This window comes from Arthrobacter sp. Edens01 (genome assembly GCF_001307035.1).
In the GTDB taxonomy this organism is placed as follows: domain Bacteria; phylum Actinomycetota; class Actinomycetes; order Actinomycetales; family Micrococcaceae; genus Arthrobacter_B.
On sequence record NZ_LKIU01000006.1, the window covers coordinates 323,695 to 347,614 of the forward strand.

22 protein-coding genes are annotated in these 23,920 nt (G+C 61.5%); 12 read left to right on the plus strand and 10 right to left on the minus strand.

Features of this window, described 5'->3' with window-relative positions:
- Positions 1-42 precede the first annotated feature (42 nt).
- Both dnaN and dnaA read right to left on the minus strand, forming a co-directional pair.
- A complete protein-coding gene (dnaN, locus tag AO716_RS16060) occupies positions 43-1,167 on the minus strand; it encodes a DNA polymerase III subunit beta (protein ID WP_055242811.1) in 1,125 nt (374 codons plus the stop codon).
- A 574-nt stretch (positions 1,168-1,741) separates the two neighbouring features.
- Positions 1,742-3,160 (minus strand): chromosomal replication initiator protein DnaA, encoded by a 1,419-nt coding sequence (dnaA, locus tag AO716_RS16065; protein ID WP_055242813.1) that lies wholly within the window; start codon positions 3,158-3,160, stop codon positions 1,742-1,744.
- A gap of 464 nt (positions 3,161-3,624) precedes the next feature.
- Between dnaA and rpmH the strand changes: the two genes are divergently transcribed.
- From rpmH to AO716_RS16105, 9 genes are all read left to right on the plus strand, one after another.
- Complete coding sequence (gene rpmH, locus AO716_RS17120; RefSeq protein ID WP_055854070.1) at positions 3,625-3,762, plus strand: 50S ribosomal protein L34; 138 nt, start codon at positions 3,625-3,627, stop codon at positions 3,760-3,762.
- Between the two features lie 61 nt (positions 3,763-3,823).
- Entirely contained in the window at positions 3,824-4,183 is a 360-nt protein-coding gene (rnpA, locus tag AO716_RS17125; RefSeq protein WP_082413658.1) for a ribonuclease P protein component, read from the plus strand.
- A complete protein-coding gene (gene yidD / locus AO716_RS16070) occupies positions 4,180-4,596 on the plus strand; it encodes a membrane protein insertion efficiency factor YidD (RefSeq protein ID WP_235472138.1) in 417 nt (138 codons plus the stop codon). Before rnpA ends, yidD begins: the two co-directional genes overlap by 4 nt.
- Before the next feature lie 9 nt (positions 4,597-4,605).
- Positions 4,606-5,568 carry a membrane protein insertase YidC gene (gene yidC / locus AO716_RS16075; protein ID WP_055242814.1) on the plus strand — a complete coding sequence of 321 codons (963 nt, stop codon included), beginning with the start codon at positions 4,606-4,608 and terminating at the stop codon, positions 5,566-5,568.
- The gene (locus AO716_RS16080; protein WP_055242816.1) at positions 5,565-6,104 is read left to right on the plus strand and encodes a protein jag; all 540 of its coding nucleotides are present in this window, start codon (positions 5,565-5,567) and stop codon (positions 6,102-6,104) included. Before yidC ends, AO716_RS16080 begins: the two co-directional genes overlap by 4 nt.
- Positions 6,105-6,159: 55 nt before the next feature.
- Positions 6,160-6,789, plus strand: a complete 630-nt coding sequence (gene rsmG / locus AO716_RS16085) for a 16S rRNA (guanine(527)-N(7))-methyltransferase RsmG (protein WP_055242817.1) — start codon at positions 6,160-6,162, stop codon at positions 6,787-6,789.
- A gap of 363 nt (positions 6,790-7,152) precedes the next feature.
- Complete coding sequence (locus AO716_RS16090) at positions 7,153-8,043, plus strand: ParA family protein (RefSeq protein ID WP_082413679.1); 891 nt, start codon at positions 7,153-7,155, stop codon at positions 8,041-8,043.
- A gap of 101 nt (positions 8,044-8,144) precedes the next feature.
- A complete protein-coding gene (locus AO716_RS16095) occupies positions 8,145-9,515 on the plus strand; it encodes a ParB/RepB/Spo0J family partition protein (RefSeq protein WP_055242819.1) in 1,371 nt (456 codons plus the stop codon).
- 3,146 nt (positions 9,516-12,661) lie between these two features.
- The gene (locus AO716_RS16105) at positions 12,662-13,240 is read left to right on the plus strand and encodes a GNAT family N-acetyltransferase (RefSeq protein WP_055242823.1); all 579 of its coding nucleotides are present in this window, start codon (positions 12,662-12,664) and stop codon (positions 13,238-13,240) included.
- A 31-nt stretch (positions 13,241-13,271) separates the two neighbouring features.
- Here the strand turns inward: AO716_RS16105 and AO716_RS16110 are convergent, their stop codons facing one another.
- From AO716_RS16110 to AO716_RS16145, 8 genes are all read right to left on the minus strand, one after another.
- On the minus strand, positions 13,272-13,571 hold the full coding sequence (locus tag AO716_RS16110; RefSeq protein WP_055242825.1) for a MarR family winged helix-turn-helix transcriptional regulator: 300 nt from the start codon (positions 13,569-13,571) through the stop codon (positions 13,272-13,274).
- On the minus strand, positions 13,568-13,993 hold the full coding sequence (locus AO716_RS16115; protein ID WP_152970019.1) for a hypothetical protein: 426 nt from the start codon (positions 13,991-13,993) through the stop codon (positions 13,568-13,570). Before AO716_RS16115 ends, AO716_RS16110 begins: the two co-directional genes overlap by 4 nt.
- 126 nt (positions 13,994-14,119) lie before the next feature.
- A complete protein-coding gene (locus AO716_RS16120; protein ID WP_055242828.1) occupies positions 14,120-15,301 on the minus strand; it encodes a peptidoglycan-binding protein in 1,182 nt (393 codons plus the stop codon).
- Positions 15,302-15,310: 9 nt separating this feature from the next.
- Positions 15,311-15,637, minus strand: a complete 327-nt coding sequence (gene trxA, locus AO716_RS16125) for a thioredoxin (protein ID WP_055242830.1) — start codon at positions 15,635-15,637, stop codon at positions 15,311-15,313.
- A 22-nt stretch (positions 15,638-15,659) separates the two neighbouring features.
- Positions 15,660-16,649, minus strand: coding sequence for a thioredoxin-disulfide reductase (gene trxB, locus AO716_RS16130; protein WP_082413680.1), 990 nt, complete (start codon positions 16,647-16,649; stop codon positions 15,660-15,662).
- A gap of 222 nt (positions 16,650-16,871) precedes the next feature.
- Entirely contained in the window at positions 16,872-18,371 is a 1,500-nt protein-coding gene (locus AO716_RS16135; protein ID WP_152970020.1) for an ABC transporter substrate-binding protein, read from the minus strand.
- Between the two features lie 166 nt (positions 18,372-18,537).
- Entirely contained in the window at positions 18,538-20,205 is a 1,668-nt protein-coding gene (gene murJ / locus AO716_RS16140) for a murein biosynthesis integral membrane protein MurJ (RefSeq protein ID WP_055242833.1), read from the minus strand.
- A 66-nt stretch (positions 20,206-20,271) separates the two neighbouring features.
- Positions 20,272-20,751, minus strand: a complete 480-nt coding sequence (locus AO716_RS16145; RefSeq protein WP_404322245.1) for an NUDIX hydrolase — start codon at positions 20,749-20,751, stop codon at positions 20,272-20,274.
- Positions 20,752-20,945: 194 nt separating this feature from the next.
- Here AO716_RS16145 and AO716_RS16150 point away from each other — a divergent pair, with 194 nt between their 5' ends.
- The 3 genes from AO716_RS16150 (at position 20,946) to AO716_RS16160 (ending at position 23,919) form a co-directional block, all read left to right on the plus strand.
- The gene (locus AO716_RS16150) at positions 20,946-22,397 is read left to right on the plus strand and encodes a CCA tRNA nucleotidyltransferase (protein WP_055242837.1); all 1,452 of its coding nucleotides are present in this window, start codon (positions 20,946-20,948) and stop codon (positions 22,395-22,397) included.
- A 27-nt stretch (positions 22,398-22,424) separates the two neighbouring features.
- The gene (locus tag AO716_RS16155; protein WP_082413681.1) at positions 22,425-23,078 is read left to right on the plus strand and encodes a histidine phosphatase family protein; all 654 of its coding nucleotides are present in this window, start codon (positions 22,425-22,427) and stop codon (positions 23,076-23,078) included.
- Positions 23,079-23,640: 562 nt separating this feature from the next.
- Positions 23,641-23,919: a hypothetical protein gene (locus AO716_RS16160; protein WP_055242838.1), complete on the plus strand. Its 279-nt coding sequence runs from the start codon at positions 23,641-23,643 to the stop codon at positions 23,917-23,919.
- The last annotated feature ends 1 nt before the right edge of the window (position 23,920 follow it).

The window sequence follows — 23,920 nt, forward strand, 5'->3', positions numbered from 1 at the left end:
ACGTCAGTGGACGGAAAGGCTCTCGAAACGCTGGCGAAAGCCTTACTGGTTCGGCAGCCGGACCGGCATCAGCAGGTACCGGTAGTCTTCCTGGTCATCTCCGGTGAGTTCTTCCTGGGCGGAAATGACAGCAGGCTTCGGCGGCGTTGTGAAGGAGAAACGCACGTACTTGCTCGGGAAAGCACCCAGGCCTTCACTGAGGTAGTGCGGGTTGAAGGCAACGGTAATTTCGTCACCGATCAGGGAAGCTTCCAGGGCTTCGGATGCCTGGGCATCTTCACCGGTGCCGGCGTCAAGGGTGACCTGGCCGTCTGTGAAGGCAAGGCGTACCGGAGTGTTGCGTTCTGCCACCAGGGAGACGCGGCGGACCGCTTCAACCAGGGCGTGGGTCTCCACGGTGGCGTGGATCGGAGTGTTCTCCGGGAAAAGCGACCGAATCTTGGGGTAGTCGCCGTCAACGAGCAGCGAAGTGGTGCGCCGTCCGCCGCTTTCAAAACCGATCAATTCGCTGTCTCCGGAAAGGGCGATGTTTAGGTCGCCGCCTCCGCCAAGGGTCTTGGCAACTTCATTCAGTGTTTTGGCCTTGACCAGGGCGGAAGTTGAGATTCCCGGTGTAGCCGGCTTCCACTGGAGTTCCCGCAGCGCGAGCCGGTAGCGGTCGGTGGCAAGGAAAGTGATGAGATCGTCTTCGATCTCCATCCGGACACCGGTCAGGATGGGCAGTGTGTCATCACGGCTTGCAGCGATGATCACCTGGGAGACAGCCTGCGCGAACGCGTCGCCGTCCACGACACCGCTGACGTCGGGAAGGGCGGGCAGCTCCGGGTATTCGGAGACCGGCATGGTGGCCAGGTTGAAGCGGCTGTTCCGGCAGGTGAGCGTGACCTTGGAGCCGTCAGTCTCGACGTCGACCGGCGCTGAGGGAAGGCTGCGGCAAATCTCCGCCAGCAGGCGTCCGGAAACCAGAATGGTTCCTTCTTCGGAGATGTCTGCAGGAATCTGGAGCCGTGCCGAGATCTCGTAATCGAAGCTTGCGATGCTCAGGGAACCGGATTCGGCCTTAATCAGGAGACCCGAAAGTACCGGAACCGGCGGGCGGGGGGAGAGGGACCGTGCCGTCCACGTAACCGCCTCAGCCAGGACATCCCGCTCAACTCTGAACTTCACTGCAGGGTGCCGCCTTTCACAACGTACTTATCAGTACTACTGAACTTTCATGAACACGCAAGGGAGCAATCGTGCTCCCTCAAAAGACAAGGCCGCCCGGCTGTCCGCCAGGGAATCACAACAATACCCTGTGCAAGCTTACCGCCAGGCGGGTTTACCCTGCACCGGCGCAGCAGGGTCGTTTGAAGGGTTGTGCAATCGCCCAAAGGCCTGCGAATCACCACTTCCCTCCCGGATCTGGCGTTCCCGGAGAACGTCGGATGTTTGGCCCGGAAGGTCAGATGTTATTTGGTGGAACCCAAATTCTTAAGATTCGTAGTGTTAATAACTCCTGTGGATACTGTGGACAACTCGCTCCACTCGCCCGAATCGGCGCTTTAAGGCTGTTGATAACTTGTGGATGGCCAGCCTACGCGCTGAGGCCGGGTGTTGGAAACTATTTTTCGGTTCCGCGTATCCACAGGGAAGTGCACGCTGTGCCGGGTTGTCCACCGAGTTATCCACACCCTTGTCCACATCTGTTAATTTCGAGCCCCTTCGGGGCCCTTACATCCCTGTACTGGCGCGGATTTTCCTAGGCTTCGCGCTGCTGCTGCTTGATCCGGTTTGTGAGCTCAGTGACCTGGTTGTAGATCGCCCGCCGTTCCGCCATGAGTTCGCGGATCTTCCGGTCGGCATGGATGACGGTCGTGTGGTCGCGCCCCCCAAGCTCCTGGCCGATCTTGGGAAGGGACATGTCGGTAAGTTCCCGGCACAGGTACATTGCGATCTGCCGGGCAGTGACCAGGGTCCGGGTCCGGGACTTGCTGCAGAGTTCCTCAAGGCTGATCTGGAAGTACGCTGCGGTCTGGCCCAGGATTGACGCCGCAGTAATCTCCTGCGCGCCGTCGTCAGTGATGAGGTCTTTGAGCACAATCTCGGCGAGCCCCACGTCCACCTGCTGGCGGTTCAGGCTGGCGAAGGCCGTGACACGGATAAGTGCGCCCTCAAGTTCGCGGATATTCGTGGAGATTTTGGAAGCAATGTACTCCAGGACATCATCCGGAGCGCTGAGCGAGTCCCCGATGGCCTTCTTGCGGAGAATGGCGATGCGGGTTTCCAGTTCAGGGGGCTGAACATCGGTCAGGAGGCCCCACTCGAACCTGGAGCGCATCCGTTCCTCAAATCCGGAGAGCTGCTTGGGCGGCAGGTCGGAAGTAATCACAACCTGCTTGTTGTGGTTGTGGAGTGCGTTGAACGTATGGAAGAACTCTTCCTGGGTTGCATCCTTGTTGGCGAGGAACTGGATGTCGTCAATGAGGAGGATGTCCACGTTGCGGTACAGCTGTTTGAAGCTGGCACCCTCGTCGTACCGGATCGAGTTGATGAAATCGTTGGTGAACTCTTCGGAATTCACGTACCGGACACGGATGCCGGTGTAGAGGTGCCTGGCGTAGTGCCCGATGGCATGGAGCAGGTGAGTCTTGCCGAGTCCGGAGTCCCCGTAGATGAAGAGCGGGTTGTAAGCCTTGGCGGGAGCTTCGGCCACGGCCACAGCTGCTGCATGGGCGAACCGGTTGGAAGAACCGATCACGAATGTCTCGAATACGTACTTGGGATTCAGCCGGCCAAACTCCTGCGAGGTGCTTGGCGGAGTAGGCGACGGTGCGCTCTCACCCGTGGGAACGGGGGACGGAGTGCTTTCTTCGGGCTCGGGCTCCGGCTCGGCCTGCACAGCAGGTGTGAGGTCAGCGTCAATGACGAAGGCACACTGGATGTCAGCCTGGAAAACAGTCTTTAGGACTTCATCGAGGATGTTCTTGAGCTGGGTCTGCAGGACTTCGCGCGTCAGTTCGTTGGGCACTGCGACCAGAAGGGTGGTTCCAATCAGTCCCTGGGCCTGGGCCAGGACAACAAATCCGCGCTGGCGGGGCGAGACCCTGTCATCGGACTCCAGTGTGCGGATGACCTTCCGCCAGGAGCTGCCGACATCGTTGATTTCGTCCGTACCCACAAAAACCTCTCGTGACGCCCGCGGAGGGCGGTCTAAGAAACCGGAAGCCAGGCCTGGATTCCGAAGGGCTCATCCACAGAGTTATGCACAGCCGTGGATAAAACGCCCCGGGGCAAGCCTAGATCAAGATTTACACAGTCGGTAGCTGGATTCCTGCGGCCAGGCGCCACTTGGGACATCACTCACAATGCCATGTACTAAAGCACACCGAACCACTTGTCCACAGGTGTTGATAGTCCGGTCCCCACAGGGGTGCGGACCCCCGGTTTGACTGGAATCGGGGTCTCACCTAACGTTGAGTAGTCCTTTGTGTCTGCTATCTGCACTCATTCATGCCCATCAGGGTTCTGGGAATCAGGGTCCAGGTCCGGGTTGAGCGTAGTCAGACACATGAAAACTTAGCGCCGCTTGTGCTTCCCCCTTGATGCAGCAGGCGCAGCGCATATTGTCTTGGAGTAACCACCGTGAGCAAGCGGACTTTTCAGCCGAATAACCGCCGTCGTGCCAAGAAGCACGGCTTCCGCCTTCGCATGCGTACCCGTGCCGGCCGTGCCATCCTTTCTGCACGCCGTTCCAAGGGCCGCACCGAACTGTCGGCATAAAACAGCCTTAGGTTTGCCGATGCTGCATCAGCAGCTCAGTCCCACCACCTTGGCGTCCTGAATGCTGGGCGCAAGGAACCGGGTACGGTCATCGGCGGATTTTTCCCATACCGTACGTTCCGGTGCCCGAAGTGGGCGCCGGAACGTAGTCTTATATGCAGTGCCAAACCCGGCCGCGCCCACGCGCGTCGGGTTCATTGTGTCGAAGGCGGTTGGGAACGCCGTGACACGCAACCTCGTTAAGAGAAGACTGAGAGAAGCAGCAGCGCAAAGCCTGGCAGAAAACCCCACCGGGTTGGACATAGTCGTCAGAGCGCTGCCGCCGGCAGCATCAGCGTCGTGGGCGCAGCTTAGCGCTGACTACGCCGGTGCCCTCTCAACATGCTTGAACAAGCTTTCCCGGCAAGATCCAAAACCATGAGGGAGGGGCAGACAATGGGCCGCACCGGACGTAATCCGGCGAAGGCCTCTGTTGGTGCTGCCATTTTCCGGGCGATCCGTCCGGTCCTGACGTTTTTCTGGAACCTTCCCCGGAACTTTCTCATCGGTTTCCTCATCGCCTACCGCAAGGTAGTTTCCCCGCTTTACGGGCCAGTGTGCCGATTCTTTCCATCCTGTTCGGCTTATGCCCTTGAGGCGATAACCGTTCACGGAGCGGTCAAAGGAACCTGGCTGGCTGCCCGGAGGCTGGTTCGCTGCCATCCGTGGAATGACGGCGGAGTGGATCATGTGCCTGCTGGCCGCCGGACCTGGCCCCAGGACTCAGTCCCCAAGATTATTGTGCTGAATCATCCCGTGATTCCGGCAGACGAAGACAGCCGCTCGGCGGCTTGAGGAGTGTAAATGGGTTTCTTCGACACGATACTGTTCCCCTTCAAGTGGGTGGTGTCATGGATCATGTGGATCTTCCACGAGGGATTCGTCTTCCTCGGAATGGATGCCGCATCCGGTTGGACCTGGACACTGTCCATCATCGGCCTCGTGATCGTGATCCGGGCTGCGCTGATTCCCGTCTTCGTCAAGCAGATCAAGGCCCAGCGCGGTATGCAGTCGCTGCAGCCGGACCTGCGCAAGCTCCAGCAGAAATACAAGGGCAAAACCGACCAGCTCTCCCGTCAGGCAATGACGCAGGAGCAGATGGCGCTTTACAAGAAGCACGGCACGAACCCCTTCGCGGCCTGCCTGCCGATGCTGATCCAGATGCCGTTCTTCTTCGCACTGTTCCAGGTCCTCAACGGCGTTTCCAACGCCAGCGCCGGCGGTGAGGGCATTGGCGCCCTGACACCCGCGGCGATCACCCAGTTCGACGAAGCCACCATCCTTGGAGCTCCGCTTTCCTCTTCGCTGCTTCACGGTTTCGGCACCGAGGGCCACACCTCCGTCGTCGTCCTTTCGATCATCATGATCATCGCAATGACGGCTTCGCAGTTCATTACGCAGAAGCAGATCATGTCCAAGAACATGTCTGAAGAAGCGCTGCAGAGCCCGTTCATGCGCCAGCAGAAGATGATGCTCTACGTACTGCCGCTCGTGTTCGGCGTCGGCGGCATCAACTTCCCGATCGGTGTCCTCATCTACTGGACCACCACCAACCTGTGGACCATGGCGCAGCAGTTCTTCGTCATCCGCCGCATGCCCACCCCCGGATCCCCGGCTGCAAAGGCCCTGGCTGAGCGCCGTGCGCGCAAGGGCCTGCCCATGGTGCCGCTGCTGGGCGAAAAGAAGGCCGAGCCGGCTGAAGAAGTACCCGTCCCCGTCAAAGGCCAGCGCCAGCAGCCCCAGCGCAAGAACAGGAAGAAAAGATGAGCACTGAGCACGTCGATGAAACCGTTGAAGAACTGCCTGAGCCGGGAGAAAGCGGCACCGCCAGCCGCCTCGAGGAAGAGGGCGACGTAGCAGCCGACTACCTCGAGGAACTGCTCGACATTGCCGATATCGATGGTGATATCGACATCGAGGTTCGCAGCGGGCGCACTTACATTTCAGTTGTTTCCGAAGAGGGAGACGACTCCGGCCTGCAGTCCCTGGTGGGCGAGGACGGAGAGGTCCTCGAAGCGCTTCAGGAGCTGACCCGGCTTTCAGTGCTGACGGCCACGGATAGCCGCTCGCGGCTGGTCCTGGACATCTCCGGCTACCGGCAGGAACGCAGCGAGGAGCTCCACCGGATTGCCGAAGACGCGGTATCCCGTGCCAAGACATCGGGCAAGGACATTGCCCTGGCTCCGATGAGTGCCTACGAGCGCAAGATCGTGCACGACGCCGTCGCGGACCTCGGTCTGGTCAGCGAGTCCGAGGGTGAAGGGGCAGGCCGCCACATCGTGGTGTCCCTCCCCGACGCTTAACCGCCCGCCGGCACCGATCGCACGCCAAGAGTTCTACGACAAGGATCAGTTTTCCGTGGTTGAAATTACGCCTGCCGAGCATACGGCGGCGGTCAAGGTATTCGGGGAGCGGCTGCCGCTGGCAGAGCGCTACGTTGAACACCTGGCCACCTCCGGGATGGAACGGGGCCTGCTGGGCCCGCGCGAGGTTCCCCGGCTTTGGAGCAGGCATGTGCTCAACTGTGCGGTGGTTGCAGACCTCATTCCTGCCTCAAGCAGGGTAGCGGATGTCGGGTCCGGGGCAGGGCTGCCCGGGCTGTGCCTGGCGATCGCGCGCCCGGACCTGTCAATGACCCTCATCGAGCCCCTGGAACGGCGTGTTACCTGGCTGAACGAAGTCATTGATGACCTTGGTCTGGATAACGTCGAAGTGATTCGCGGCCGCGCTGAACAGGTAATCGGCAAAGTGGACGTTGACGTCGTAACTGCCCGGGCTGTCTCGGCACTGTCCGGGCTTGCCGGCCTTACCATTCCGCTTCTCGCCGGCTCAGGAGAGGTCCTGGCCATCAAGGGACGCAGCGCTGCTGAGGAAATCGAGAAGGCAGCCAAGCAGATCCGGCGTCTTGGCGGCAAAGAGACCACCGTAGTCACCGCCGGGGAAGATGTCCTCGAGGAACACACCACAGTCGTACGTATTGTGGTCTAGGTCTGCACAGCGGTTATCCGTTGTGCACACACCCGAACCGATCCCGGCATATTGCGGGGCAGCCGATAGGCTAGAGGCAGTAATGCCTTATGTTGTGAAAGTGAGCATGTCCCGGTGAGTGTGCGCGATTCTGCCGCAAAACGAATTCCCCCCTTTGCCGCGCTCGGCTCTGCCTTCTCGTCGCCTTTCTCGAGGTCTCAACCTCAGGAGGTTGTTGAAGCAGCGGGCCACTTGCCTGTTTCACGTGAAACAGGAGATGCTGTTGCAACACAGTCTGCCGGCGCATTCGATGTGCCTGATTCCGAGACCAGCGAAGGTGGTGTAGCCGGCCAGGCGGTCCTCCCGTCCGAGTCGGTAGACGTTATGGACCTGATGGACGAGAGCACACCCCTGGCCCGCGAACTGGCCAGCGAGACCCGCCGCCGCGAGAAACTCCGCGGCCGCGTCCTGCCACGCCCCGCTGAAACCCGGATCATGACGGTGAGCAACCAGAAGGGCGGAGTCGGGAAGACCACAACGACCGTCAACCTGGCGGCGGCCCTGGCGACAGCCGGCCTGAATGTCATGGTGATCGACATTGATCCACAGGGCAACGCATCGACGGCACTGGGAATTGACCACCGGGCGGACGTCGAGAGCATTTACGATGTGCTCATCGAGGATCTGCCGCTGGGAAAAGTTGTGGCCCAGTGTCCCGATATCAAGAACCTGATCTGCGCTCCCGCCACCATCCATCTTGCCGGCGCCGAAATTGAGCTCGTTTCCCTCGTCGCACGTGAACAGCGGCTCCGCCGGGCAATAGATGTCTATGCCGCAGAGCGCAAGGAGGCGGGAGAGGAGCGGCTCGACTACATCTTCATCGACTGCCCGCCGAGCTTGGGCCTGCTCACCGTCAACGCTTTCGTTGCCGCCCGGGAAGTCCTCATTCCCATCCAGTGCGAGTACTACGCCCTCGAGGGCCTCAGCCAGCTGCTCAAGAACATCGAGATGATCCAGAAGCACCTGAATGCTGACCTGGTTGTCTCAACGATTCTGCTGACCATGTACGACGGCAGGACCAATCTTGCTGCTCAGGTGGCCGCTGAAGTCCGGGAGCACTTCCCACAGCAGGTTCTCTCGGCCGTGGTTCCGCGTTCTGTCCGCATTTCCGAGGCGCCGAGTTACCAGCAGACGGTCATGACCTACGATCCTTCGTCCACGGGTGCGTTGTCTTACCTGGAAGCAGCGGCTGAGATCGCACAGCGGTCTGTCTAGACACTCCCTCTGGGATCCCGGCCGTTCATGAAGCCGAACCGTAGAATACTCTCACAATCAATCCATGCCGCTTGCTGTGTGCATAAGGGAAGGACTTATCCATGACCGAAAAGCGTCGTGGTTTGGGCCGTGGGCTGGGCGCGCTGATCCCCAGTACTGCTGAGTCCGTTGAAGCTAGCGAGACGGGGCAGGCTACGCGTCCTGGCCGTCCTGTAGATCTTTTCTTTACCTCGGTTGGGGATGAGGCCGGACCGGGGCGTACGGCAGGACCGCGCCGAGGCGCCGGTATCAACAAGGATGCGTTGCGTGCCCCGGCTAAGAAGAAGCCGGCAACCCGTACAGCATCCACTCGTGCAGCAAAGTCCTCTACCAGCACGCCTGCAGAACCCTCCGCGTCGGCAGCTTCCAAGGCGGCAGCCACGGAGCCTTCAGAGGCCCTGAAACAGGATGCGGCGCCGTCCAAGGCCCGGACCAGGAAGCCGGCAGCCAAATCCTCGCAGAAGCCCTCCAGGCCCGCGCTGGAGGCACCGGAGACGGCCGTCGAGGACGAGAGGATCCAGCCTTCCGCTGCGGATGAAGTTCAGACTGAGCTCCCCGTCGACGACGCCGGGTCGGAGGACGTTTCACGTGAAACGCTGATGGAAGTTCCAGGAGCCCGGTTCGCGGAGCTCCCTATCGACTCGATCCACCCCAACCGCAAACAGCCACGCAGCGTCTTCGATGAAGACGATATGTCGGAACTTGTGCACTCCATCAGGGAGATCGGTGTTCTCCAGCCGATCGTGGTTCGTCCTTCTGCTGAAGGGGACGACGAGCACCCCTACGAACTGGTTATGGGCGAACGCCGTTGGCGCGCCAGCCGCGAGGCAGGACTGACGGCCGTTCCGGCAATCGTCCGGTCGACGCAGGACGTAGACCTGCTTCGGGACGCACTCCTGGAGAACCTCCACCGTAGTCAGTTGAATCCGCTTGAAGAGGCGGCCGCTTACCAGCAGCTTCTAGACGACTTCGAGTGCTCGCATGAGGAACTCGCCGAACGCATTGGTCGTTCCCGTCCTCAGATTTCCAACACACTGCGGTTGATGAAGCTGCCGCCGCTGGTCCAGCGTCGACTGGCAGCGGGAGTTCTCTCCGCGGGTCACGCGCGGGCACTTCTCGGCCTGAACGATCCCGCCGAGATGGAAAAGCTCGCCCAGAAGATCGTTGCCGAGGGTATGTCCGTCCGCGCGACTGAGGAAGTCGTTGCGCTATCGGATGGTATTCGACGTCCGGCCAAGGAGTCGAAGCCGAAGGTCGGTGCTCGGCATGAGCGCCTGGATTATCTGGCGAACTCTCTCTCGGACCGGCTGGATACGAATGTGAAGATCACCCTTGGTGCTCGCAAAGGCAAGGTCAGCATTGAATTTGCCAGCGTCGATGATCTCAATCGCATAATGTCTGTCCTGAACCCCTCGGATGGTCAGGCGCAGTAGATTGAACCAAGGGTTGGGCGGCTGTTTCACGTGAAACGGCCGCCCAACTTCTTTTAACGTCGCTAGCGTGGGTGAGGCACGACTGGTGACTCCCGAGACTGAATCACTGCTGCTACTCGAATGTTTACCGTCAACGGGGATAGAAGTCTCATGTTTCACGTGAAACACGATAGAGCCTATCTACGAGGGGGGTGAGCAAGACAGTCGTGTTGAGTCCCTTCATACGCTTCGGACGGCCCTCGCTTTATCTCCCGCTCACCAATCTTGGCTGGATAAAGCGGCTCGGTTTTGGATGGATCGCTTTCTCGGAGCGCATTCAAGCGGCTTACGGTCCATCACATGGCCGCTCATTCGATCACAAGACGGTCGCGGTCCTGTGCTCAACACCCTGGAGCAGCCACCAGATACCTCTTGGGCGATACATGGTGGCCGGACAGAGAGGAGTTGTCTCTCGATGTGACTTGTTTGGCCGCCAGATGGCCTTGAGGTTTCACGTGAAACAGCGTCTGTTCAGCAGAGAATGACACGTCCCGCGCTTCCGGCTGTCTGTTACGGTCCTCAGCTCCACTACACACCGACCGGCAATCGAGGGTAGGCCGCTGCAAACTCCCGGCTCTGCGGGTCAGCAAACTTTGCTAAGTCGTCTCTAACAAACGCACCATTGGCGCTTCCGCCACGCTGAGAACTCGCCTGGTCCGTGTCCCTCTGGGAGGACAGAAGGAGCCGAATGCGCCGAGGACTCGTGTAACAAACGTTCGGGGTTGTGTGGTAATGCCGCCAGGAGTCTCGATCGGGATGGTCCACGCGGCCATAAGACGCAGCTAAGCGACTGCCGGGCGGCTCGACTTCACTTGGTAGAACTACGTGTCGCAATACTGGGTTTGTCCTCTATTGGTCGGGGCGTTTCCGCCGGCCTGTGGACACACGTTTCACGTGAAACGTTGGTGGGCCTGTGCTGATCGGACGAGGGTACGGCCCTTTCAAGTCTCCTGTTCTCTGGTAGTCGGCGTCTCGGATGGAACCGAAACCCGTGAGTGCCCACACGGGCAGGGTGCTGGACAGCCGGGAAGTACGCTCTGCGCTGAGGCTCGTATCGGATTGCCTGTACGCTGAGATCCGATAGTCCCCATTGTGCCTGCTACGGATAGAAGTTGGAGCTCCATGTGACTCGCATGGTGACTGCCTTTGCCTGTGAGTCCGGGTATTGCGGCGTCTGGGCGAGCTGGCTGGGCAGAGGTGATAGCTGTCGAAGATCAACAAGACCTGGGCGTGAGAATGTCCTTCCGACTTTCTTATTCGTCGCCCACGTAGGCTGCACTCCTCCGGAAGGTGCTAAAGCCTGGTGCTCTCGCGGAACACTTTCGTCGGCATATCCTTTGGTCCGAGGCACGGTCTGTGACGGAAGGCCGTCCCTGTTTCACGTGAAACACGATCCACTGTGGTCTCCTCTAGGGCTGCTATCACTCCTTCCAGCCAGTTCGACGCTCTGTGCACCGTTCAGTAATCCACTTGAACGAGATCCTCAAGGTCGGGGTGGGGTGGACGCCTAGCCTTCAAGCCGGTTGCTTATGTGGTCCAAAGGCCTTTATGTCTGCATCTATGGAGGGCACGAGCCGCCTGATATCGAGCTATGCACACGAAGTGGTCGGCGGGAACGGCGTTGTTGCTCCAACTACGAGGGATACGCGGGACCGCCCCTGCTCTAAAGGAGCGTGTTTCACGTGAAACGGGACGGCCGCGATCGGGATCGGGATGAGGGCGGAGCTCACGTCTCGCGTTCTGCGCAGCATAACCGCAAGGTGACGAACTCGCTGAAGGGTAACTTAGAGACGACGGGTGCCCGGACGCCAGGAACATGTACGTGTCCCCACACTTGTCGGAACTAGTATTCTCCACGCCTCAGCCACAGAAGCCCGATGACAGTCCGACCGGACCGGGAAGTCTGGTCTGGAATCGAAGACCCTGTACGCCATGGGCAGTGGCTCTGAACGCCTCTAGCCCTAACCGCACCGCTGGGATGACGACTCCCAGGAGGCGGAAGCGTCGACCGGAGGGCAGCTGTCTTATCGTCCACCCTGCTCCGACGACCTAGCTTGCCCTGACAAACCACGACGTACTCAAGGGCGGAAACCCGCGCTGTCGAATGGGCGGCGACGAAACACTTTGTGTTCCCGATTAGAAACGGGACAACACAACTCGACTGCTTCGTACACGCCAGGAACGTCGCATACGGGAATTCAGTGTCATGCCGGCGTACCCGTAGAAACCGCTCCTTCCCGGTTTCGTGGAACTATCCCCGCGTGGGACCAACGACGACGAAATCAGCTCGCCGCGGTTTTGGCCAGGACCTGCACGACGTTGTTGACTGTGCGGGTTCAGAGCGAATCTCCGCGGATGGTGTTGCCTATTGCCTGCTACCGCAGCAGGTTGGATCCGTACCTGCGCTACCAGACCTTCGGTATGTTGCAGACCGCGGCATAGAGCAACCTCGTGTCTGCTTGGACCCTCCGCATGCGGCCGTGCTTTGTCTCGAAGGCGGATGAGAGATTCACGTCTGGGCGTCTCTATGGGATCAGAAGGTCATCGGCGTCCGCAATGTATTTTCTTTTTGGGGGGTGTATTCGCTCGCGGTTCAAGGAAGCGGGATCATTCATAAAGCGATCTACTTGTGGGCGCCGAGTATCCTGCTCCCTTCCGAGAGTCTGCAGCGCGTGAGCCGAGCCCGACTCTCCCGAGACTCCGACGAAGCGTGAGCAAGTTCGCTGTTATTGCGTTGTCACGGACTGCCATCTGATGGTCGCGACGCCGCGTGCTGTTGCCGGTATAGTCCGGCCGAAACAAACGGAGATTGCCCAGGGACTCTCCTTGCGGAGTTCGCACGCTGTTTCACGTGAAACCGCGCAAGCCGGCGGCGTGGAGGCGACAGGCCATGAGCGTGGTCCTGCTCTGGCAAACAGACGGACCGCCGAAGTGCTGAAGCCAAAAACACTGATCGAACGAACCCACATGGTGGCTCTGCCACCTGTGGACCGCAGCGAAAGCTTCGACTAAGGTCCAGCCAGTGTCAGAATCCAGCTCTCCGAAGGCAGACTGACGTATCGCCGGAAGCCTCATTTTCGTACGGAACGCCGACAGGAAGGCAGTTCATGTCCCGCAAAGAAGCCAGCGCTGCGGCCTTCGTTCTCCGCCGTCCCGAACCCGACGATGCCGATGAGCTGGCCGCCCTGCACGTGCAAACGTGGCAGGAAACCTACGACCATCTTCTTCCCGCCGGTTTCTTCACATCCGAATTCCTGGACGGCAGGTTGAGGTTATGGCAACACCTGACGTCGGCGACGGGCGGCGCCCGCTTAGTCCGACTCGCCGAGGTCGCCGAAGGAAATACCGGCGCGGTGGGGGAGGAATACCTCCACAAGATTGTCGGCTTCGCAGTAGCCGGGCCGGACACCGAGTCAGGTGACGGCAAAGACAATCGTCAACTGTTTAGCCTCTATGTGCTGCGCCGGCTTCACGGCACCGGAGTAGGGCAGACACTGCTCGATGAAGTGCTGGGCAAGGAGCCCGCCGTGCTTTGGGTGGCAAAGGACAACCCGCGGGCGGTGGCTTTCTACCGGCGGAACGGGTTTGAGTTCGACGGAACGGTAAGGTCAGACCCGGCGGCACCGGGACTGGTAGAGTGCCGGATGCTGCGCCCGTCAATGCTGCGCCCGTCAATGGTTCGCTGAGGCGGTGACGCAGGAGCCCATTCGGTTTGGCTCAGGACTCTTCCTGGAAGGTTCCGGACACGATTGTTTCGAGGGCGCGAATGTGGCCGCGGTATGCCCGTGATCCGGCCTTGGTCAGGCTCAACCACGTCTTCCTGGAATCCAGTTCCCCACGTTCCTGCCGCACATAACCGGCTTCGACCAGTGCGGCTACCTGCTTGCTGAAGGCTGAAGGGGACAACCCCAGGTGAGCTCGCAGTACGGATGACTCCACCGCCGTACCTGCGTCGAGCATCGCGCACAGCTGCAACCGGTAGAGCGGGTGTATGACCGGATCAAGCACAGGGTTCATCGGCGGGTCGCCCGATAGTGGAAAACGGAACCCGTTCCGAAACTCAGCACAGTGCCTGCAGCACAGACCCAGACAAGCCCCCACATTCCCGCCCAGGACGCCGCGAGGGAGGCAACCACGAACAACGTGGAGAGCACCACAGCCACGATAAATACCCGGCAGCGCGGGACAGCGAACGGCAGGCCCATCCTGGACCCCGCCCAGTAATTGAAGGCGCAGGCGGCAACGACCAGAACAGCCAGGAGTCCACTGCCGGGCCTGCCCAGGAGCGGGAGCAATGCAGAGACGCCCAGGAATAGGCCGTTGGAGACGTACAGCCACCACGGCCAGGGCTGGCTGCGGATTGAGTCCTGTGCACTCTGCGCCGCCGCCAGCGCGGCGGATGCCTGGCTACGGTTCGGGATCGGCGCATTAGTTTCCATGGCGGAAACCATACGGCAAAGTTTCCGCCATGGAAACCATTGGACGCATGAAACGTCGGCAGTGATGCGTTGGAGACGCCAGCGGGACCAGACCAGTGGGCCGAAGGCCGTCCGCGGGCCCGGGTGCTAGAGCCCGGAAACCCGGCGGCGGTCTTCTACGGGGTTGAAACGGCTCACGTCGTCCAAGGCCAGCGTCCCGGTGGGCTGGTCTTCCTCTTCGAGGAGATATAGCCGCTGAATGGCAATGACGATCGAATCCGCGAGTGTTTGGCGGAACACCGGATCAGCCAGCCGGTGGGCGTCATGGAAATTGCTCAGATAACCCAGATCAATTCCCACGGAGGGGATACCGGGCAGCTTCAGGGTGTCCCAGGTGCGGGCGTGAACCCCCAGGTTGGCCATATCCGTACGGGCTGCGAGTTCCTTCATCATGAGGATCGCTGCTCGCTGCCCGATGGGGGAGCGGGGTTCTCCCGTAACCGGAAGGCCCCAGTAGTATGCCGCCATGCCCGACGCGGCGGGCTGGTCCAGCCAGTCGCAATGGATGTTTACGTTCAGGCTGGGAGAGCGGCCGGAGACAGAGGCGGCAGCGGCGTCGTACTCCACAACCTCAGCTCCGAATTCACCGAGGATCCGTTCCACGCGGGCCCGGACGTCGGAAGCCACCAGCAGCTCGGTCAACGGCTGGCCGGTGAGGCGTTCGGTGACGTGGGCCGAGGAAATCTCCGACCGGCCCGTGTTAAGTGTGATGGTGCGGCCGCGCAGGGCGGCCGTGGAACGGTCAAGGCGCTCGTAGTCACGAAGCGCGAAGGCCTGGCTGGGGGAGATGGCCCGGTTGACCCGCGACATGGCCGTCATGGTGTCCCCGTCGCACACGCCGGTGCCCGGAATGCCGAGGTTCTCCTGCAGCTCTGCCACGGCATACCGTGTCCGGATGCCAAACTCGCCGTCGATATGGCCGTAGTAAAAGCCCAGGTGGGAGAGGTGCCGCTGGAGTTCGGCGACGTCGTCTCCGCGTACTGCCGGCTGGTCTTCCACGAACTCAAGAACGCGGTCACCGAACCGGAACTGCGCCTCTGCCAGAGCACGCTGGGTATCGGGACCCGCCACCCCGTCGACAATCAGGCCCCGGCTTTGCTGGAAGGCACGGACTGCCGCATCCACATGGTCGTCAAAGAACGCGGCGTTATTTACTGAATCGGGAGCGAGGTAGGACATGGAAATGCCGGCCCGCAGCAGCGCTTCACGAAGCGCCACCACGCGCCGGCTGGAGTCCAGCCTCCGCAGACTCTCGTCCGTCGGATGCATAGTGGGGACCTACTTCAGGTAGGCCGCGAATTCCTGCTCAAGGACCTGCTTCGGCTTCGCGCCGATAGACGTGGCCGCAACCTCACCGCCCTTGAAGACGTAAACAGCGGGGATGGAGGTGATGCCGTACTTGGCCGCGATAGCGGGGTTGTCGTCAACATTGACCTTCACGACGTCGACCTTGTCCGAGTACTCGGCGGCGATGTCGTCCAGGATGGGGGAAAGCATGCGGCACGGACCGCACCATTCGGCCCAGAAATCCACGATTACCGGCTTGTCGGCAGCCAGCACATCGGTGCTGAACGAGGAATCCGTTACGTCTTTGGCGTTGCTCATAGTTCTTGCTCCTTGTGGATCTCTAGACGGAAGCGTTTTCGGAAACGGTTTCCGACGCCGGGGTGGGAACGGTGGCAGCGGTCGCGGCGGAGGCGACGTCTGCCAGGTAGTGCTCGACGTCGAGCGCAGCCACGCAGCCGGAACCGGCGGCGGTGATGGCCTGGCGGTAGGTCGGGTCGATGACGTCTCCTGCGGCGAAGACACCCGGCAGGGAGGTCTTCGAGGTGCGCCCCTGGACGGCGATGGTGCCGGCCTCGGTCAGCTCCAGCTGTTCGCGGACCAGGTCCACGCGGGGATCGTTGCCGATCGCTACGAAGATGCCGGTAACGGCCAGCTCGGACTCGGCCCCGTCAACCGTGTTGCGCAGGCGCACGCCGGTGACCTTGTCTTCGCCGTGGATTCCAATAACCTCGGAGTCCCAGACGAAGCGGATCTTTTCGTTTGCCAGGGCACGATCCTGCATGATCTTGGAGGCGCGAAGGGTGTTACGGCGGTGCACGATTGTTACCGAGGCAGCGAACTTGGTCAGGAACAGTGCTTCTTCCAGCGCCGAATCGCCGCCGCCGATGACTGCAATGTCCTGGCCCTTGAAGAAGAAGCCGTCGCAGGTTGCGCACCAGCTCACGCCGCGGCCGGACAGCCGCTTTTCGTCTTCAAGTCCCAACTCGCGGTACGCAGAACCGGTGGAGATGATCACGGAGCGGGCCAGGAAGGTCTCCCCGGTGCCGATGGTGACCTTCTTGATATCTCCGGTCAGGTCCACCGAGGTGACGTCCTCGAAGAGGATTTCGGTGCCGAAGCGGTCTGCCTGCTTCTCGAGGCCTGCCATCAGGTCCGGGCCCATGATGCCTTCGGGGAAGCCCGGGAAGTTCTCCACGTCAGTGGTGTTCATCAGCTCGCCACCGGCGGTAACCGAGCTGGCGATCAGCAGCGGCTTGAGGTTCGCACGGGCCGTGTAGATGGCCGCGGTGTATCCGGAAGGACCGGATCCAACGATGATGACGTCACGGATTTCCGGGACGGATCCAGCGGCGTCGGGGCGAATTTCTGTGCTCACGTGCTGTGAACCTCTTTCCTTGGAGTTCCGGGGAGAACGGGTACTGACCGGTTGGCGGAGCACTTCGAACCGCTAACCACACCTCACAACACTGACACGGAACAGCTTATTCCGAATGCCTGCTGCGTCACATGATCAGCTGCCGGGCCGGTTCCCGGTGGCCGAAATGGGCGTGAATCAGGAGACTTCGATCTCAGCGATGCGAAGCCCCCACGGGTACTCAGCCTGTACTCCGCTGAGGCGGGGGAGCTGGGTGAAGTTGATGATCACATAGCTGGCGGACGCCGGCTCGCCGTCCGGACCCTTGGGTACCGTGATGGACGTGGTGGGCCCCGTGAAACCGCTCTGGGCCACGGTGGTGGCGCCGTCAAGAGACGGTGAATCGTTGAGCATCACGGAGAAGTTGCCGCCGCTGCCGTTGAGCTGGGTGATGTCCACCTTGCTGATGGCGGACTCTTCTTCCAGTTCCACCACGAGTGCCAGGCTCGGTGCCAGGCCGCCGAACGTATCCGAGGCATATACATAGCTGGACCAGTAGCTGGCATCGTTGCCGTCGATGATCTGCGGCAATGCGGCGTCGTTTACGGAATCGAGTTCCTGGTTGCCGGGAACGAGCCTGCTGATCCCGGCTGTCAGCGGATCCGGAAGTGCTGCGCCGGTCTCCTCTGCGGCGCCCGCGGACGTCTCAGGTGCCTCAGCGACGGGTGTGGTTGCTTCCTCGGCCGGGAACATATCCCGCACGCCGCCCAGACCCGTGAAGGCCAGGACCACGGCTACCAGCAGAACAACGCTGAGGATTCCGCCTACCAGTATGCGGCCGAACTTGCGGTTATCTCCCCGGTCCGGCTGGTCTTCCTCGTAGCCGTCGTACTCCTCTTCATTTTCGTACTCTGCGCCCAGGGCAGTGCGGGGGAAATTCGACGCCTTGCGATCATTTTGACCGGCAGTTGCGTAACCTTCTGCCGGGAAGTCGTCTTCTTCCTCCCAGCGCGTGACCTTGGGTGACTGGGCCGGGGTATCGCGGGTCGGCGCGGAATACTGGGCCGACCGGGGGCTCTGGCTGGGAGGGGGAGGCACAGCGGCGGCACCGGTCGCAGCTTCCGCGGGTGCTTCCTGCGGTCCGCCGAATTCAAGCTCACGTTCACCGGCGGCAGTTGCACCGGCAGCACCGGCGGCACCGGCGGCAGCACCGCGCCCGAAGCGCGGCAGGTGCGGCTTGGGAAGGTTGGAGAGCAGGGGCTTGCGTTCGCGCGGTTCGTACTCTTCCACGTAACGGTCTTCCTGGACCGTCTCAGGCTCGCGGGAACGGGGTTCTCCGAAAATCTCCGAGCCCAGCGTGTCCGTGAAGAACGGTTCCACGTAGGGGGCGTCCCGCTCGATCACCAGGTCGAGCAGGTCCGCGGCGTTGCCATTGGAAGTGACGAGGTAGGTACGGCCGTCGCTGACGCCCAGATCAAGGATCTGCACGGTCGAATGGCGTTCGCCAATGGCAATTTCGCGCGCGCTGGCGCTTACCTGGCTGGCGTTCTGCGGTGCGGCGACAAGGATGCTCACGGCACGGTTGAGTACCTGGTCCACGCCGTCGAGGACGAGGTCATTCTCTGCTGAAGCCAGGACCTGGGCGGTGACCTTGTAGCGGCCGCCCAGCACTGAACCAGCATTTACCGGCTGTGGCACGTGTTCCTCCCGTGGAAACGGCTATGACTGCAAACGAAATGTTGCTACCGGCGCCGGTAGGGCGGCCGGTGCGGTTAAACAGTACCCGCAGGCCGAGACCCACCCAGTACTGCCCACTTTGTACCCATGCTACCCGCGGCGGGCGGCAAAACCTGAGTTGGTCGTGTTAGGCCCGGCGCGCAAGCTTCGCCAGGACGGGTTCAAGCAGCTCGTCGAGTTCGCGCACTTTGAGCAGTCGCAGCATTACAAAATAGACCCCGGCCATCAGGGCAGCGCAGACAACCAGCACTACCGTGGCGCTGATGAGGGAACTCCAGGCAAAGCCGTCCGGGCTGTAGCCGCCCAGCACAGCCAGCGCGGCCACACCGGCGGCGGCCGCGGCAAGTGCCGCCACAGTGAGCCGGACGTGGACATCAAACACCCTGGCCGCTCCGTAGTGGCCAAGTTTACGGGTGAGGAAAATATGGCTGAGCACTACGGCGGCGATGTTCCCAATCGAGTAGGCCACAGCCAGGCCATACACGATGTGGTTCGCCGGCAGCGACGATGCGACCAGTGCAAGGCTGATTCCCAGGGCAGCGAGGATGAGCTGCATGACCATGGGGGTCTTTGCATCTTCGCTGGCATAGAACGCACGGTTCATCAGGAACGTGGCGCTGAGGAACGGTGAACTGACCGCGAGCAGGATCAGTACCTGCCCCTGGATTGCTGCCGTGGCGTTGGACCCGCCCCCGAACCACATGCCAATCGGGCCGGCCAGGACAACCATCACGGCAGCTGAGAACACAGTGGCCACACCAATGACACGCAGCCCGCGCGAAATGGTGGCCCGAACGGCGTCGAGGTTCCTCTCCACGTACGCATGGGACATGCGGTTAAAGAGGACGGTGGCGAGTGAAAGCGTGATTACCGAATGCGGAATGATGTACAGCATTGCGGCGGTTTCCAGGTTGACCTGGCCGGCGATGAGCTGGGGCGGATCCATTGCCAGGTAGGCCGGGCGGGCTTTGGTGGCAATGGACGCGACGTTTGTGTAGACGAGGTAGGCGCCGTTGCCCACCAGCATGGTGATGATGGTCCACTTGGCCACCCGGGCAGTCTCTCCGAGGCCCACTCCGCGGAACCCAAACGTGGGCCGCAGCCCCAGTCCGAGTTTCTTCAGCGGGAACAGCAGGACCAGAGCCTGCAGCGCCACGCCCAGGGTGGTGCTGCCCGCGAGGATGACGGTCGCCGAGTTCGTCCAGTTGTCAGGTGAAAACCTCTCGGTGCTCTCCCTGCCGATCAGGTTGATGAACAGGATGAGCCCGCTGATGGCGACGACGTTGTTGACCACAGGCGCCCACATATAGGCACCAAACCGCCCGTTGGCGTTCAGGACCTGGCCAATCACCGCATACGCGCCGTAGAAGAAAATCTGCGGAAAAAGCCAGTAGGCAAAAACTGTGGTGAGCGCCAGCTGCTGCTCGTCCAGCTCGACGACGACGGACAGGATCAGCGGTGCCGCCACAGTGACTACCAGGGCTATGACAGCCAGGAAGACGAGGCTCAGAGTCATGATTCGGGACACGTATTCCGCGCCGCGGTCTTCACGCTTGCTGGCCTTGATGATCTGCGGGACCAGTACCGCGTTAAAGACGCCGCCTGCCACCAGGAGGTAAATGAAGTTGGGCAGGACGTTCGCGATGCCGAAAAGGTCAGTGACTCCGAACGAGCCGCCGATCGCAACGGCCAGGAGGGAGGTGCGGACCAGCCCGAGCACACGGGAAACCATGGTTCCCGCTGCCATGACGGCGCTTGAGCGGGCAGTACTGGGAGCAGGATTCTGGACGGCCATTATGTCCTTATGCTCTCACCTAAGGACCCATTTCCTTGAAACCGCAGCACCGGGCGCCGCGGGGGCTCAGCGGTATTTCGGGAGGACTTCGCGGGCCAGGTCCGCTATGCGGCGTTCGTTCGGGAATGACAGGCGCCTGCCCAGGACCGCCAGCGGAACCCAGGCAACGTCCACGGCTTCGTGGTCCGGATCGTTTTCGATCGTGAGCTCCCCGCCCACTGCCTCCAGCAGGTAGTGGTGCACTGTCTTGTGTACCCGGTGTCCGCTGACCGTAAACCAGTAGTCAATACTTCCCAGCGGAGCCAGGATTCTGCCGTCGATTCCGGTTTCCTCGGCGATCTCGCGGACAGCTGCCTGCTCATTGTCCTCTGCGTGCTCCGGGTGGCCCTTCGGGAGGCACCATTCCAGGCGGCCGCCCCGGTTGAAGCGGGCGATGATGGCCACGGGCAGTTCCGGATCAGTGCAGTTGACCACAATTCCGCCGGCGGAGACCTCTTCCACCGTGGGCAGGGCGGCGTGCGCCGAATGCGCGGCCGAGCTGCCCATTGACGCTGTCAATGGGGTCCGCTTGGGCGCACTCGGGACGGGATGGGCCATACCCCCACTGTAACTATCTTTGCCAGCCGATGATGACCGGCGGGAGCTGTAGCCCGCAGTGCCGCGGCAACCCCGGCGTGTCCGTGCGCCGGAGGGGACGTATTGTCCGCGGGGGCTGGTTTATCTGGCACGCTTAAAGCACTATGGCGCACCTTTCCGACAGTTCATTCCCCACCACCAAGCTTCCTGACGTGATCCCGCAGCTGGGAGAGCTCTTCCAAGCTGCCGGTTTTGAACTCTCCCTGGTGGGCGGACCCGTGCGCGACCTGTTCCTTGGCCGGGTCTCTCCGGACCTGGACTTCACCACCAATGCCCGTCCGGACGACATCATCTCCGTGGTTCGCCGCTGGTGCGACACATACTGGGAGATAGGCAGGGAGTTCGGCACGATCGGAATGCGCAAGGACGGATTCCAGATCGAGATCACGACCTACCGTGCTGACGCGTACGACCCGGACTCCCGGAAGCCGGCCGTCGCCTTTGGCGAACGGCTGGAGGATGACCTCTACCGGCGTGACTTCACCATGAACGCCATGGCCCTGCGCCTGCCGCAAATGGAGCTCGTTGACCCATTCGGCGGCCTGCGGGACCTGAACGCGGGAATGGTGCGCACCCCCGGGGCATCGGCGTCGTCCTTCTCGGATGACCCGCTGCGGATGATGCGGGCTGCGCGGTTCGCTTCCCAGCTGGGTGTCACGGTGGCCCCCGAAGTCTTCGCAGCCATGAAGGACATGGCGGGGCGGATTGAGATTATCTCCGCAGAGCGCGTCCGGGATGAACTGGTAAAGCTCATCAACGGCAAGTCTCCGGCAGACGGCGTTGACCTGCTCGTGGAAAGCGGCCTGGCGGACTACGTTCTGCCTGAGGTTGCTGCCCTGCGCCTGGAAATCGACGAACACCACCGGCACAAGGACGTCTACCAGCACTCGCTGACCGTGCTCAGGCAGGCCTGCGGCCTGGAGACCGGCCCGGACGGACCTGTGCCTTCCCCTGACTTTGTGCTCCGCTTCGCGGCACTGATGCACGACGTCGGAAAGCCCGCCACGCGGCGCTTCGAAGGGACCGGGGCGGTCAGCTTCCTGCACCATGACGTGGTTGGGGCCAAGCTCACCGCCAAGCGCATGAAGGCGCTGCGTTTCGACAATGACACGATCAAGGCTGTGTCCAGGCTGGTGGAGCTGCACATGCGGTTCTACGGTTACGGCGATGCCGGGTGGAGTGATTCCGCCGTCCGCCGCTACGTTACGGACGCCGGACCGCTGCTTCAGCGCCTTCACCGCCTGACCCGGTCGGACGTTACAACCCGCAACCGGCGCAAGGCTGAGCGGCTGGCCTTCGCCTACGATGACCTCGAAGCGCGGATTGAGAAACTGGCAGAGCAGGAAGAGCTGGCCTCGATCCGCCCGGACCTCGACGGCAGCCAGATAATGGCTTTGCTGGGGATCCGTCCCGGTCCGGTGGTGGGACGTGCCTACCGTTTCCTGCTCGAAGAACGAATGGAGAACGGACCCGGGACTCCCGGTGAGGCCGAGGCGAAACTGCGCGAATGGTGGCAGCAGCAGCCTGAAAGCCGTGAAGCCGAAGAGCTTCCCTAAGTCCGCTCCGCTAAAGAAGGGATGTTCATGAGCACGGAGAATCTGGGCCCGGCAGTACCTGACCTGACGCCGGCCGGAACGCGGCTGCCCACGTTTTGGCTGGTCCGCCACGGTGAGACCGAGTGGTCCAGGGAGGGCAACTACACCGGCCTCACCGACATTCCGCTGACCATGGAGGGCGAAGCCCAGGCCACCGCGGCACGGGAAAAGATCGGCGACGTCCGGTTCGACCGCGTATTCAGTTCACCCCTCATCCGTGCCAGGCGCACTGCGGAGCTGCTGGGACACCCCAGCCCTGAAGTCCTCCCGCACGCCCATGAATGGGACTACGGCAAGAACGAGGGCCGGCGCAGCACCGAAGTCCGGGAAGAGAACCCCGGGTACATCATCTGGAACGACGGCGTTCCGGGCGGCGAAACCCTTGCACAAGTAGCTGCCCGCGCAGACCGCATTATTTCCACCGTGCAGGCAGGCTGCGGAACTGCCATGGACCGTGATCCCGATGCGGTGCCGCTGGAGCGTGCGCTCCTGGTCGCGCACGGACACTTCCTGCGGATACTCGCGGCCCGTTGGCTTGGGCTGGCCCCCGACGCCGGACGCCACCTGGTGCTTGGGACAGCAGCTGTGTGCGTCCTGGGCTGGGACAAGCACACGCCGGCCATACTGAAATGGAATATGTAGCAGGTTTTTTAAACTAATTCCGGAAAAGGCTTGGCAGCAGCTGGCAGTTCGGGTTATATTTTTTTAGCGCGCAAAGTTGCGGCGCTCACAGCCCCTGCGGACTTGGATGACTCCAACCCCGGGGATTAGAGCTAAACGAACCAGGAGGTGGAATGTGGTGTTTGATAACACGGATATGATCCGGTGGACAGCGGTCCCCGCAGCCATCTCCCTTCGACGGTTCCCGGGTGGAACAGGCCTTCAGGCCTAGGATTCTTTGCTTCCGTCCACCACGGAGCATCTAGGGGACGCAGCCGGCTCAGGTTCCCGGATTCATTCGCGAACCCTGGGCCAGTGCACGCCTCGAAGCTGCCGTGGCCCGCTGCGGACCACACCGGCATCTAACTGATTCCCTTTGGCGCCTAAACCGCGATGCCTGCCCATTAATTCCACGGGCATAATTCAGCATTCGTGGACGGTCTGGTCACCGGTTTCTATTTATTGCCATTAGGCACCCCATTTATCAGCACAGTTCCCGCCTTTTCCCTGTGCTTTTTCAGACATCCATTCCAGGAGTTTTGTCATGCCTTCTTTCAAGCTGCCCTCCGTGGGCGCGTACGCACCACCTTCTTCCTCAGCCGAGAGGGAACCGCCGTCATCTCCGGACAGGGAGTCCACGGCGTCTTCCACCAACTCACGCGGAGGCGTATCCGTTCGGACCCTGGCCTCCGGAGCATTCCAGCTGCTGCGCCGGGCCCTGGCTGCCAGGGTGGCCTCCAGCGGTGCCCTGGTTGACGAGCAGGAGCAGCGCCAGCTGAGCCTGCTGAGCCATTACTCCTTTCCCCCGGGCAAAGGGCAGTGAG

Excerpts from the sequence above, each read along its gene's own strand:
- AO716_RS16160 (WP_055242838.1), top strand. The coding sequence starts at position 23,641 with ATGCCTTCTTTCAAGCTGCCCTCCGTGGGCGCGTACGCACCACCTTCT.
- AO716_RS16090 (WP_082413679.1), top strand. The coding sequence starts at position 7,153 with ATGGACCTGATGGACGAGAGCACACCCCTGGCCCGCGAACTGGCCAGC.
- murJ (WP_055242833.1), bottom strand. The coding sequence starts at position 20,205 with ATGGCCGTCCAGAATCCTGCTCCCAGTACTGCCCGCTCAAGCGCCGTC.
- yidD (WP_235472138.1), top strand. The coding sequence starts at position 4,180 with ATGAGGGAGGGGCAGACAATGGGCCGCACCGGACGTAATCCGGCGAAG.
- AO716_RS16150 (WP_055242837.1), top strand. The coding sequence starts at position 20,946 with ATGGCGCACCTTTCCGACAGTTCATTCCCCACCACCAAGCTTCCTGAC.
- trxA (WP_055242830.1), bottom strand. The coding sequence starts at position 15,637 with ATGAGCAACGCCAAAGACGTAACGGATTCCTCGTTCAGCACCGATGTG.
- AO716_RS16080 (WP_055242816.1), top strand. The coding sequence starts at position 5,565 with ATGAGCACTGAGCACGTCGATGAAACCGTTGAAGAACTGCCTGAGCCG.
- AO716_RS16155 (WP_082413681.1), top strand. The coding sequence starts at position 22,425 with ATGAGCACGGAGAATCTGGGCCCGGCAGTACCTGACCTGACGCCGGCC.
- AO716_RS16095 (WP_055242819.1), top strand. The coding sequence starts at position 8,145 with ATGACCGAAAAGCGTCGTGGTTTGGGCCGTGGGCTGGGCGCGCTGATC.
- AO716_RS16115 (WP_152970019.1), bottom strand. The coding sequence starts at position 13,993 with ATGGAAACTAATGCGCCGATCCCGAACCGTAGCCAGGCATCCGCCGCG.
- AO716_RS16120 (WP_055242828.1), bottom strand. The coding sequence starts at position 15,301 with ATGCATCCGACGGACGAGAGTCTGCGGAGGCTGGACTCCAGCCGGCGC.
- AO716_RS16105 (WP_055242823.1), top strand. The coding sequence starts at position 12,662 with ATGTCCCGCAAAGAAGCCAGCGCTGCGGCCTTCGTTCTCCGCCGTCCC.
- rnpA (WP_082413658.1), top strand. The coding sequence starts at position 3,824 with ATGCTGGGCGCAAGGAACCGGGTACGGTCATCGGCGGATTTTTCCCAT.
- yidC (WP_055242814.1), top strand. The coding sequence starts at position 4,606 with ATGGGTTTCTTCGACACGATACTGTTCCCCTTCAAGTGGGTGGTGTCA.
- AO716_RS16110 (WP_055242825.1), bottom strand. The coding sequence starts at position 13,571 with ATGAACCCTGTGCTTGATCCGGTCATACACCCGCTCTACCGGTTGCAG.
- AO716_RS16145 (WP_404322245.1), bottom strand. The coding sequence starts at position 20,751 with ATGGGCAGCTCGGCCGCGCATTCGGCGCACGCCGCCCTGCCCACGGTG.